The following is a 13521-nucleotide window of genomic DNA, read 5'->3' as shown; positions in this document are numbered from 1 at the left end:
CTATTAAAAGTCATTACGTTCAAATTGGTGCTGCCATTGCTGTTGTGATCGTGTCGGATGTCGCTTCGCTAATCCGACCTACGACTGCTGTTTTTTTACTGTTCTACCCGGGCGTCTTTGCGCCCGGGTTATTCTTGGCTATCAGGTAATAATGTGGTTCTGTTGCACCAGTTCATCGAGCGTGACGTGGGTGTTCTCCAGTGTGACCAGTTGGGTTGAGCTGTGGGTTGCAGCGGTGCCGTCGCGGTCGATGGAGATGATCGTGCTGGTACCGTTGTAACTAACGCTCAAGTAGTTGGCGATGTTGGATGTTGCCGGGTTCCAGCCGGTAAGCAGGTCGTGGATATTGATTTTGTCGCCATCCGCCATATGGAAATCCTTCCAGGTATCGGCACCGTTGCCGCCTGTCGCATTTGCGCTGTTGAGCAGATGATAAACAAGCGTGTCGCCATAAGCTGAGCCGTTAATCACATCGCCTTGCGCGGTGCTGACAAATTGCGGGTTCATATTGATGGTGAGCGTCGCCGTGTCGGAATGGCCATTCTGGTCGTTCAGGGTGTAACTAAATGTCTCCTTGGTGGTCATTGACGCAGGCGAAACACCTGCATTGAGCGTGTAGGTGTACGCGCCATCAAGCCCCATCACCAGCGTGCCGTAATGTCCCTGAATCGTGGCGGTTGAGCTGCTGTCCGTCAGTGGGTTAAGCGTAGTAGTCGTGCCGTTGAAGCCGGTAATACTGAGAAATGTGTGAACGGTACCGAGCTGGTCAATCGCACCTGAGGAGTTGCTACCGTCATAGATATTGCCGTTGACCGAGCTGCCCGCAAGCGTTGAGTAGCTGTCCAGATCGATGGTGGTGCCGGTGACCGATGGGGTGATGGTAATGCCGCCAACCGCCAGTATACCTGCGTTACCGGTATAGCTGAGTGTCCAGGTGCCGGAGTGCAGATCCATGCCACTTAAATCAACCGTTGGTGAGCCACCCAGAATTGCAGGGCCACTGATGGTGCCAGTTCGGGTGATGCCTGCACCATCCGTCAGCGTCCAGTTTATCGACACGCCGCCTAGCGGCAGCAATGAAGCAATGTTGAAATGCAGTATCGGGTTATGCAGTACATCATTGTTGCCTACCACAAAGGTGCCGCTACCATCGCCATGGGTGGCGAATAATAGCGAGGTCGTCCATGTTGCGTTTCCTACAGTCGTATCCGAATAAACCGCCGTAGTTTGTGCCGTATTAACCGCCATCACGCCGCTGATGTCATTAAACGCATCCACGGTATGTGGTGTGGCCGTGATATTCAGCGATGCGGAGTCGGTATCGCCGTTAGATGACGTCACGGTATAAACGAAGCTGTCCGGCGTTTTGATGCTGTCGGCACCCAGGCCACTGTTCAGCTTGTAGGTGTAATTCCCTGCGGCATCAATCGTCAGCGTGCCGTATTCGCCAACAATAGTGGTGGTTCCGCTGGCCGCAACAGCGACGCCGTTGACCTGCGTGATGTGGCCGGTATTACCTGCGGTAAAGACGTCATCCGTCAATACGTTACCGTTTGTCGTCGCGGTGACGCTTTCCACCGCATAAGTATGATCCTGCAAGATATTCAGGGTGTAGCCGGTCAGCGCCGTTACGCCCGTGGCGTTATTCAGCAGGAACAGATATTCGCCGCCCGGTAACGTGAGGGTTAATTGCCCTGACGTCCCGCCCAGCAACGGCGCGGTCAGCCAGGTATTCACCACTTTATATTGCTCATATTGCTGGATGGTTTCGTTGAACTTGTAGACGTAAAGGTCGAAGGTTGACAGCAATGCCACGCCGCCAACGCTTGCCTGTAACGTCATGGTGCGCGTGGATCCATCATCGACATCAAAGATTATCGGGTTGGCCATGTTAGCCAGCACGTTCGCGTTCAGCACATTCCCCAGCCCCACAGAAACCACCGAGAAGCCGCTTTGCTGCGATGCGCCGTGGTTTACTGCTTCCACATCGGTGTTGTAGGTCAGTGCCGCGGTGTTATCCGTTGCCGTTACGCTGCTGGCTGGTGCGCCGTTACCGAGTGTGACCACCAACTGAGCGGTGTCGCTGATGCCGTTTTGGGTGATGGTGTAGCTGAAGTTTTCGGTGTGCCCGAGTACAGCCGCCGTGGTGTTATTCAACGTGTAGGTGTAAGTGCCGTTCTGGTTGATATGCAGAGTGCCGTACACCCCATTAATATCGGCACCGCCTGCGCCAACAGCCTGTACTTGCCCCTGTGCGTTAGTGACCGATGTGACAACCGTACCTGCCGGGGCGGTATCCTGCCCACCGCTCGGGTCGATATCGGTTATGACGTTCCCCTGATGCGATGTTTCACCCGTCACAACACCTGGGCCAACTTGCTCAACGGCGACGTCGAGACTGGTGAGTGAACCGGTCGCCAGCAGATTAGTGTTGTAACTCAGCACGCGATAAGTGCCTTCAGGCAGGTTATCGACTTTGAACGTAATGCCGCTGGCCCCAATGGTTAACAGGTTGGCAAATTCTGCCTGCGATGAGTCGTAAAGGGTGGTCCATGTACCTGTACCTAAATCGAACCGTTGAACGGCCACTTCCAGCGAGTTGAGTAGCGTCAGCACTATACCGGTTGCGGCAGCTTCAATCGTGATATTCCCGGTTCCTGCGCCAACGTTAAACTGCACCTGCGCCGTGTCATTGCCGAGCACCTGTACTGAGTTGCCCAGCGCACCGACTAACAGCACGCCATAGTCGTTGTAATGGACCGGTGGCGAGACAGTCGCAGTGCTGCTCAGCGCCAAATCAATCACGTTGTCATTGGCGGCAAGTGGCAGAGTTGGTGCGATAGCGGTGACGGACGGCGACGTGTTGCCTGCGGCATCGCTGGCGGTCACTGAAAGCTGCTCGCCGCCAATTTCACGCGTTGGCAGTGTCAGGCTGTACGCCCCGCTGCCGTTAGCCGTGGTCGTGATAACGGTGCCACCAGGCAGCGTGATGTTTACTGTGCTGTTGGCTTCGGCAGTACCGCTGATCGTGGTGCCATCAGCACTGATGGTTGCCGTTGGGGTGAGTGGTGCAATGGTATCCACAACGACCGTTGCCGGAGTGGAGAAGCCGCCGGTGCCGTTGACGTTGGTGGCCGTCGCGGTAAAGGCATGGGAGCCTTCACTCAACGCACCCGTTGGTGTATAGCTCCAGACCCCACCGGCTCCCGCAATCGAGGTGCCCATCAGGACGCCATTGTTGTAGACGTTGACGGTCGCCCCGATATCCGCGATGCCGTTGATGGTTGGCATAGCATCGTTAGTGCTTTGCCCGTTGGCGACATTCCCGGTCACAGCGGCGAAGTCATCCACCACGCTGGTGATGACCGGCACGCCCGGTAACGCGGTGGAAGGCGCGGTTACACTGGCTGATGCCCCGATATTGCCCGCCGCGTCCTGAGCAAAGGCGATCAGGGCTTGCGAGTTGGTCTGTGCAGGTGAAATTGATGCGCTAAATTTACCAGTGCCATCAGCCGTCGCGGTGCCGAGAACAACTCCTCCGCTGCCGGTAATGGTGACAAGACTGCCTGCTTCGGCATTCCCGGTCACGATGGTTCCCGTTCCATTAACGGTCATGCCCGTTGGTGCGACTGGTGGCGTGATATCAACCACAATCACTGATGGCAGCGACGTGGTGCTGATGTTGCCCGCCACATCGGTCGCGGTGACGGTGAAGGTGTGGCTGCCTTCCGCCAGCACTGCCGTTGGTGAAGTGTAGGTCCAGTTGCCGCTGCCATCGGCGGTGACGGTGGTATACAGCGCACCGTTATCGTAAATGGTGACCGACGATCCCGCTTCTGCCGTGCCGTTGAGCGTTGGTTTGTTATCGTTGGTGACTTGCCCGCTACCGAGCGCGTTATTCACCACGCCACCCGCGACATCATCAACAATTGACGAAATAACCGGTGTGGTTGGGGCTGTGGTATCGACGGTAATGGCAAAACCGGCTGTCGGGCCACTGACGTTCCCCGCCGCATCCGTTGCGGTAAGGGTGATGGTATGCAAGCCCGTCGGCAGTGGCGTGGTCGGCGTAAAGGTCCAACTGCCGCCGGCAGGAACCGTTACGGTGCCAATCGGTGTGCCGCCATCGAGGATGGTAATGGTCGTGCCCACTTCACCCGTGCCGCCGATCGTTGGGCGCGCATCGTTAGTGACTTGCCCATTTGTGAGGTTGGCATTAAACACGCCGCCTGCCACATCGTCATACACAGTTGGCAGCGCAGGTGTTGCCGGTGTGCTGGTGTCGATAGTCAGCGTAAAGCTGCCAGAGACAGCCCCGACGTTACCTGCCGCATCGGTGGAGGTTGCTGTAAAGGTATGCAGGCCATCGTTCCGGACTGGCGGTGTATAGCTCCAGGTGCCCGTCGCGCTGGCAGTCACTGTGTCGAGAAACACGCCATTGTCAGAAATACTCACTATCGAGTTGGCTTCCGCCGTCCCGCTCAGCAACGGCTGGTTGTCGTTGGTCGACTGCCCATTGACCAGTGCGCCAGTGACCGGGCCGACATCATCAAACGCCTGAATAACAATCGGTGCCGTTGGTGCCGCCGTATCGACGATGATATTGAAAGTATTAGACGGTGAGCTGACGTTGCCCGCGCTATCCGTTGCGGTCACGGTAAATGCGTGGTTGCCGTTAGTGAGTAGCGCATCCGGTGTGAAACTCCATGTGCCGTCTGTGGCGCTGGCGTTAACGGTGCCAATCAGCGTGCCGTTGTCGTAGATTTTTACGCTCGCGCCGTTTTCTGCCGTACCGCTAATCAGTGGCTGGGTGTCATCAGTGGATTGGCCGCTGGTTAAATCACCTTTTTCGGTACCCACATCGTCTGCAATATTGGTAATAGCAGGAGTACCCGGTGCGGCCAAATCAACCACCACGTTAAAGATTGCCGATGGCGCACTCACGTTGCCTGCGGCATCTGTTGCGGTTACGGTCAGATTATGTGAGCCGCTACTTAACGCGGTTGGTGGGGTAAAGCTCCAGGTGCCACCCGCGCCAACAGTTGCGGTGCCAAGCGGAGTAGGGTTACTGCCATCGTAAATTTTGATGGTGGAACCCACTTCTCCCGAACCGGTGATAGCAGGGCGCGTTTCGTTGGTCGGCTGGCCACTGGTGATCGGCCCAATATTTGGCGCGGTATTATCGGTAACCGTCACAATTAACGGTGCGGTTGGGGCGACGGAGTCAACGACGACAGAAAATATGCCGGATGGATTACTGACGTTTCCGGCAGCGTCAGTGGCGGTGACGGTCAGGTTGTTACTGCCCTGGAGTAACTGATGACCGGCGTCTGGCGTGAATGACCATCCGCCTGTGCCGTTGGCGGTGGTGCTGCCAAGCAGCGTAGTGCCAGAATAAACATTAATAGTGGCATTAGCTTCACTGGTGCCGCTGATGGCCGGTTGCGTGTCTTTGGTGAGCTGGCCGTTGGTCAGAGGGCTGTCGAGGCCCACTTGAGTCTGATCATCCACCACCAGAGTAATGACAGGCACCACTGGAGCTGCCGTATCTATGACGGCATTAAAGGTGGTTGCCGGGCTGACGTTGCCCGCGGTATCCGTGGTGATAATGGTCAGATTATGGCTGCCATCACTAAACGCTGGGTTCGGAGTGAAGTTCCAGTTACCTGTGCCATCAACCAGGGCTGTACCGATAACGTTACCGTTTTCACTAATGGTGATAGTGGAATTCGCCTCGGCTGTTCCGGTAAAGGTTGGTGTGTTGTCGTTGGTCGGTACGCCAGAAATGACTGGCGCAGGTGTTCCTACGTTGTCAGTGACACTGCTGATCACAGGCGCTGTTGCGAGCGTATCAACGTTTACCGAGAAGCCAGCAGAAGGTGCGCTGACATTACCGGCCGCATCAGTTGAAGTGACGGTTATCGGATGTAAACCCGGGCCCAAATCGGTGGTCGGCGTGAAGGTCCATGTCCCTCCAGTGCCGACTACGGCGGTGCCGATCGACGTGCCATTATCAAGGATCGTGATAGTTGACCCAATTTCACCGGTGCCAGTGATTGTTGGGCGAGGATCATTGGTGGCCTGGCCGCTGTTAACGGTTCCAGTAATCGGGGCTACATCGTCGGTGACGGTAGTGATGGTGGGTTGCGTTGGTAGAACAGTATCAACAGTAATCACAAAGTTCGGTGATTTGCCGCTAAACAGGCTGCCGTTGTCCTGGCTAACGGCGAAGGTATGCTGACCCTCTGACAACGGAGTCGTAAACTGGTAAGTCCATAATCCTGATGCATCGGCTGTAACCGGTGGTTGTTCGATCCCATCAATATAGACCGTTACGTCGGCATTGCTTCCAGCCAGGCCGCTGAGCGTCGGCAAGTTATCGTTGGTGCTTTGCCCGCTAGTCAGATTGCCAGTGTTCGGCGCGACATCATCCAGCACCTCAATAGTTGGCGGCTGTAGAGCATTAGAAGTAACGGCCGAGAATGGTGTGCCAGTACTTTGGTTGCCTGCCAGATCCTGAGCAATTGCGGTTAACTGCAAACCAGTAGTTTGTGCAGGGGAGAGCGTCACGGTAAATGCGCCAGTGCCCGGATCGGCGACGGCAGTGCCCAAAACAGTTCCACCACTGTTCTTGATAATGACCGTACTGCCAGGTTCGGCAGTGCCGCTGACGAGGGTACCCGTCTGATCGGTTGGGCTTGTGACAACCGGCGCTGGTGGTGGCAGGGTATCTACGTGCAGAGTGATCGGTGTTGCAGCGGTTATGCTATTACCCGTAGGATCGGTGGCTTTGATTACCAGATCGTGATTGCCTTCCGTAAGCGTTGGGGTAATCGTCCATGTGCCACCAGCACCGACGGTAGTGCTGCCAAGTGCGGTTGTACCATCGGTATCATAAATGGTGACGGTGCTGCCAACCTTACCCGTACCGTTGAAGGTTGGCGTAGTGTCGTTGGTGTAACTTCCACTGGTTAGCGAAGTGGTGACCGGTGAAACATCATCAACAATGTCAGTCACCACTGGGGCGGTGAGCGGCGTGCTATCGACCGTGAGCGTAAAGTTTGCTGATGAGTTACTGATATTGCCTGCCGCGTCGGTTGCCGTCGCGGTGAAACTTTGCAGCCCTTCCGGCAGTGTTCCCGTTGGCGTCAGGGACCAGGTTCCACCGGCGACCACAACCGCCGTGCCAATGACCGTGGTGCCGCTATACAGCGTGATGGTATCGCCCACTTCGCCAGTGCCCTGGAAGACGGGCTTGTTGTCATCGGTGACCTGGTTATTCAATACATTGCCCATTCTGCCGCCGACATCATCAACAGCGAGGCTAATGACTGGTGCAGCAGATGGCGTGAGATCGACTGTAAAGGTGAAATCAGTCGACGCCGGGCTTGCGTTGCCCGCGGCATCGATTTCCTTGACGGTCAGTCTATAGGTTCCCGCAGTGAGCGGCGTGGTTGGGTCAACGCTCCACGAGCCGTCTGCCCGCACCGTGGTTTCGCCGAGTTTTAGCACCCCGTTGTAAAGCGCAATGGTATCGCCCGCAGTGGCACCAGTGCCGGTAAAGGTTGGCGTGGTGTCGTTGGTGCTGCCGTTATTGGCGATGACGCCAAGGCCTGGAGCCTGGTCATCAATGACCGTGAATGTGGTGGGTGCCAACGGTGCTAAAGAATCGACGGTCAGGGTAAATGCCGCAGACGGCAGCCCGACATTGCCCACCGGATCGGTCGCTACGGCCGTCAGCGTGTGTGGGCCTTCACTCAGCGCAAGATCGAATGACCATGTGCCGCCTGCTGGAACGATAACTGTACCAATCGGCGTAGTGCCACCGTTGTCATAGATATTGATTGTCGCCCCTTCCTCCCCGGAGCCCGTCAGTGTTGGCGTCCCATCCTGCGTACTGCCACCGGTGTTAATCGTGGCGGCAGCACCGCCAACAACGCCTTCCGCCGTGAGGATCAATGGCGCATCTGGCGGGGTGGTGTCTACCGTTAAATTAAAGTCGGCAAGTAGACTTGCGTTGCCCGCGGCATCCGTAGCGACGGCATGCAGATTATGCGGGCCCTCGGTTAATGGGTGGTCAGGCGTGATGCTCCACAGCCCATCGTCACCCACTGCGAAGGTGCTAATCGGGGTGTTGCCGTCATAAAGGGTAATAGTTGTGCCCGCAGGCCCGGTGCCGCTCAGTTCAGGCAGGGTGTCATCCGTTGATGCGTTGTTCAAAAGAGGGAGCGTAATGCTGCCCACATCATCAACCGCACTGTCGATAGTCGGAGTGTCTGGCGTGGTGGTGACGACGGTAATCACAAACTCGGCTGACGGCGCGGTGGTGTTGCCCGCAGCGTCAGTGGATGTCACGGTGAAATGGTACTCTTTGTCATCGAGCGCCGTAGAAGGGGTGAAAGTCCAGGTACCTGATGCGTTAACGGTGACCGTTTCCTGAATGGCTCCGCCATCAGTAATGGTCACTTCAGTGCCGGGTTCGCCGGTCCCACTTAGCGTCGGGGTTGAATCATTGGTGAAACCGTTATTCGGTACCGAGCCTATGATCGGCGAAGCGTCATCGCTGATTAGCGTGATCGCCGGGGCTTGTGGGGCAATTGAGTCAACGGTAAGCGTAAATGAAGATGCAGGACTTGTGTTGCCATCGGCATCCGTCGCGGTGACAGTCAGGTTATGCAAACCCTGAGCAAGAGGTGTGCTGGTATAACTCCAGTTGCCGTTGCTATCGGCAACCACGCTATCTAATAGTGCACCGTTATCATAGATTTTCACCGTTGCACCGGCTTCGGCTTTGCCCTGAAGCTCCGGTCTTTCGTCATTGGTAGTCTGCCCACTCGTCAGATTGCCGACGTAAAGCGGGACATCATCGACGACTGCGCTGATAAGCGGAGCAACAGGGGCGGTGGTATCAGGGGCATCAACAAGTGTTTCCGGGCCAGTATTCCCTGCCGGGTCGGTTGCAGAAACCTCGAGTGTTTCGCCGTTGGTTTGTGACGGTGAAATAGGGACAGTAAAATTGCCGTCTGAACCTGTCTGGGCACTGCCGAGTGGGTTACCGTGATCATCTGTGACATTGACGGTGCTACCCGGTTCGGCTTTGCCTGAGACGACACTGCCTTCATCGTTAACTGTGACGTCAGTCGGCGCTGCAGGCGGGGTGTGGTCCTGCGCAAAGACGGTGGCATTGTCGCTGACGTTATCTGCGCTATCCGTTGCCGTGACCAGCAGCGCTTGCGCATTGAGCTGTGCTGAAGTTAAAGGAGTGACATCAAATAGACCGTCATCGCCGGTAACGCCTGTTCCCAGAACATTACCGTTGCCATCGGTAACAGTAATGGTACTGCCCGGCTCCGCGCTGCCGGTGACATGTAGACCATCATCGGAAACCAGTAAGCCCATTGGGGGCGAGGGGGGCGTTGTGTCAACATCAACCGTAAACCCAGGCGACGTACCACTGGTGCCAAATAGGTTAGTGGCATTGAAAGTGAGGGCTTGTGGACCATCGGTGAGCGGCTGGGTTGGGGTAAAGGTCCAGTGGCCTGTTCCATCAACCAGTGACGTTCCCAGAAGCACGCCGTTGCTAAAAATGTTTACCGTACTGCCCGCTTCGGCCGTTCCGCTAATGGTTGGCGTATTATCGTCAGTGGCCTGGCCGTTGCTGAGTGGGCCTGTGGTCACTCCTGCATCATCTTCAACACTATCCAGCACTGGCACCGTTGGGACCTGGGAGTTGGAAGCATTAAAACTGGTATCAGGGCCGACATTACCTGCCTGATCCTCAATGTGTGCAACCAGCGCTTCGGCATGCGTTTTGGCAGGATCGAGGGTAAGAGTAAAGTTGCCGTTGTTATCGGCGGTCGCAGTTCCTAACTGAACATTATTACCATCGGTGACGGTGACAATGGCGCCCGCTTCGGCGGTACCGGTCACTGTCGTGCCATCGAGGCTCACGTTATCAATGACAGCTGCGGCTGGTGGCGTGTGGTCGACAGTAAACGTCGGGCTGGTTGTGGTACTACTGATGTTCCCCGCCGCATCGGTTTGAATCAACGTAATGGTGTGGGTGCCGTCGGCAAGCGGCTGGGAAGGGGTGAAGGTCCAGTTGCCACTACCATCAACGGCGACCTGAGCGATCTGCACGCCATTATCAAAAATGGTGACTTTATCGCCTGGCTCGCCTTTACCGTGGATCCCCGGCTGGTTTTCATCAGTCGGCATACCATTAGTGATAACACCGGTAATCCTTCCAACATTATCTTGTAGTTGCGCGAGTTCAGGTGCTTCCGGGGCAACGGTATCGATAGTTATCGTGTAACTTCCCGAAGGTTCACTTTCACCTTTGGCATTAATGGTGGTGACACTAAAAGAGTGGGAACCATCAGCAAGTGCTGTGGTTGGCGTGAAGGACCAGCTACCGTTGGCAGCGACGACTGTGGTGCCAATTTCTTGACCGTTGTCGTAAATATGGATGGTTGTCCCCGCCTGGCCTGTGCCCTGCAGCGTCGGAGTATTATCGTTGGTCGGGGCGAGTGGGGCATTATTCGGTACGGTGCCTGTTACTGGCGCAACGTCATCAACCACACTGGTGAGTGTTGGAGCTTCCGGTAATGGGATGTTCGGCGCAATAACAGTGCCATCAGGACCCGTATTGCCTGACGGATCGGTGGCATGCGCGGTGAGTTCTTCACCGCTAATTTGTGGGGTGGTGAGTGGAATGGTGAAACTTCCGTCGCTGCCCGCTGTACCAGTGCCGATAACCTGACCGTTGCTATCGGTAATGGTTACCGTGCTGCCTGGTTCTGCGTTGCCGGTGAGCGTTTTACCGTCAGCCGAAATACTCAGATTGGTAGGAGCATCCGGTGGTGTGACGTCATTGGCTGGAGGTGGCGGGTTTGGATTGCCCGGGCCTCCATTGGAATTGCCATTATCATTATCTCCGCCGCCTCCACCACCGCCTCCGCCACCCGCAGCAAGAGCAATACCTCCCGCAACAGCGACGCCACCTAAAACCCATGGCCAAATGGCAGCGCCACCGTGGTTTTCTGCACCTGTGGCTGCCATGAGTTCATCGATATTGTTGATATGTTCGAAGTGAAAGGCAGAGTCTGTATCCTGCACCCACCACAATGCGCCATGATTGTCTTCGAGCACCAACTGGTTGCCGCCCTGATCGGCGAAAGCGTAGAAATTTTTAACGGTAATCACTTCACCATCATGCAGAGTAATGATCATATCGTTGTTGGTGCGAACGATACTGGCTATATCAGAACGTTCGGCTTTAAGTTCAACGATTGATGGAGAGCTCAGCGTAATTTCAGACGCTTCAACATTATTCGTTACGCCCGTTAGCTTTGAGATGATTGATATTGAACGCATTGTTATCACTCCATTCTGTGTGAAACTGGGGCTGCCTTAAGCTTTGCTTATGCATACGAATAATTTCCCCCGGAACGAAGTGTTAAAATGATCCCATTAAAGTATGAAATTTTAAGCAAACGAGTCCCGCCGTCAGAATATTAACGACTAACATTATTGATAAATGTTGTGTCTGGCAGGGCGTTAACTCATATAAATTTGAGGTTCATACTTATGTATCATTTCATTTCAGGGTTAATGAAGATATAGACAGGATTGAATGAAAGCGCAAATTAAGCCGCGCTAAAGCAATGTTTTAGAAATTGTTAATAAATTTTTTCATTGAAAAAAAGTTATAGAAGCATGAGTTTTATTGATAATCATAACGAGTGATTCTATGTGTAATTGATTGATTTTATTTGTTTAATTTTTGTTTCTTGCACTTTGCGATTCTGTGCCGTTCTTCATTTATTATCAGGTATTAACACTTTTTTTATTGTGGTTACTGGCGTGTGGGTAAACGATGAGGTTATTTTGTTGAAATAGAAATGAATTATGATAACTGTGAGGCAGGGCAGGTATATTTATCAAATTGAAGTGCAAATATTAAATGGGCCCAGCGGTTTTATTTGAGTAGCACAGAAAATAATAAAGGTGAGGATCTATTTTTATAACAGTTGCTTTCTGGAAGTAATTTTAGATAGGGAAGTACAGTTTTGGGTTTATTTGTTAAAACATTAATGAGGTTTATCAGTGCTGGCCTTGTAAAGCTAAAGCCAGCACTGCAAGAGATGCTTAACGACCAGCGTGTTTCATAATGCGCGCTTTATCTACCGCCCACTCTTTGTCTTTCAAATCGTTACGCTTGTCATGCTGTTTTTTGCCTTTAGCGACGCCGATTTTCACTTTACACCAGGCGTTCTTCCAGTACATCGACAGCGCAACAACGGTATAACCATCACGGTTAATACGCCCGTATAGGTTATCGAGCTCACGTTGGTTAAGCAGAAGTTTACGGGTACGCGTTGGGTCGCAGACCACGTGGCTTGAGGCCACATTTAATGGGGTAAAGTTTGCCCCGAACAGGAATGCTTCGCCATCTATCAAAATGACGTAGCTGTCACCGATGTTGGCTTTCCCTGCACGTAGAGATTTTACTTCCCAGCCTTGTAGCACGAGCCCCGCTTCAAACTCATCTTCGATAAAGTATTCATGGCGGGCGCGTTTGTTTTGCGCAATGGTGGCTGAACCTGGTTTGAATGCTTTTTTCTTTGTCATAGTGCTGCTCAGTATAAGTAATCCAGGAGTTCAAATACACCCCGCTTCGCTGCGAGGATGAAGGCATATCTTAGCACGGCTCTCGCCTAAGAGTTTTTCTTTGCGTGATGATAAATGTTATTATTTGCCCGTTTTGTGACACTCAGGAAATGCTATGCCTCAGATTACCCGTACTGCGCTGGTGCCTTATAGCGCGGAGCAGATGTATCAATTAGTGAACGATGTGAAATCCTACCCAGATTTTTTACCGGGTTGCACAGGCAGCCGGGTTCTTAACGCGTCGTCTGATCAGATGACGGCAGCGGTAGATGTTTCCAAAGCGGGGATCAGCAAAACCTTCACGACGCGCAACACATTGACCAGCAATCAAAGTATTTTGATGCATCTTGTCGATGGGCCGTTTAAGTCATTGATGGGTGGCTGGAAGTTTACGCCACTGAGTGCTGAAGCATGCCGTATCGAATTCCAGCTCGATTTTGAATTTACCAACAAACTGATCGAACTGGCGTTTGGCCGTGTCTTCAAAGAGCTGGCAGGTAACATGGTTCAGGCGTTTACCGTTCGTGCCAAAGAGGTCTACAGTGTTGCCTGATATTAACGTTGAAGTCGTTTACGCGCTGCCGGAAAAGCAGTATTTGCTTAAGGTCAGGCTTAAAGAGGGATGCACTGTTGAGCAGGCGATTACTGCTTCAGGCATTCTTGAAGTGCGCACAGATATTGACCTGGCAAAGAACAAAGTCGGCGTTTTTAGCCGCCCGGTAAAATTAGCGGATACGGTTAATGATGGTGATCGGGTAGAGATTTATCGGCCCTTGATTGCGGACCCGAAAGAGCTAAGACGCCAACGAGCGGCTCAGAAGTAGACAAAAGAAGTAGCCAAAAAAAGGT

General features: G+C 53.8%; 4 protein-coding genes. 2 read left to right on the top strand and 2 right to left on the bottom strand.

The features are described 5' to 3' along the window. Window positions 1–141 precede the first annotated feature (141 nt). Window positions 142–11376, bottom strand: coding sequence for a BapA/Bap/LapF family large adhesin (locus M975_RS14180; protein ID WP_064560432.1), 11235 nt, complete (start codon window positions 11374–11376; stop codon window positions 142–144). A gap of 774 nt (window positions 11377–12150) precedes the next feature. Then, complete coding sequence (gene smpB, locus M975_RS14175) at window positions 12151–12633, bottom strand: SsrA-binding protein SmpB (RefSeq protein WP_034457335.1); 483 nt, start codon at window positions 12631–12633, stop codon at window positions 12151–12153. Window positions 12634–12787: 154 nt separating this feature from the next. Here smpB and M975_RS14170 point away from each other — a divergent pair, with 154 nt between their 5' ends. Together M975_RS14170 and M975_RS14165 are read left to right on the top strand one after the other, a co-directional pair. Next, complete coding sequence (locus tag M975_RS14170) at window positions 12788–13225, top strand: type II toxin-antitoxin system RatA family toxin (protein WP_064560430.1); 438 nt, start codon at window positions 12788–12790, stop codon at window positions 13223–13225. Next, window positions 13218–13496 carry an RnfH family protein gene (locus M975_RS14165; RefSeq protein WP_064560614.1) on the top strand — a complete coding sequence of 93 codons (279 nt, stop codon included), beginning with the start codon at window positions 13218–13220 and terminating at the stop codon, window positions 13494–13496. Before M975_RS14170 ends, M975_RS14165 begins: the two co-directional genes overlap by 8 nt. Window positions 13497–13521: the final 25 nt, after the last annotated feature.

The organism is Buttiauxella brennerae ATCC 51605, from assembly GCF_001654925.1.
Lineage (GTDB): Bacteria > Pseudomonadota > Gammaproteobacteria > Enterobacterales > Enterobacteriaceae > Buttiauxella > Buttiauxella brennerae.
This window is presented reverse-complemented; position numbering and strand designations above follow the sequence as displayed.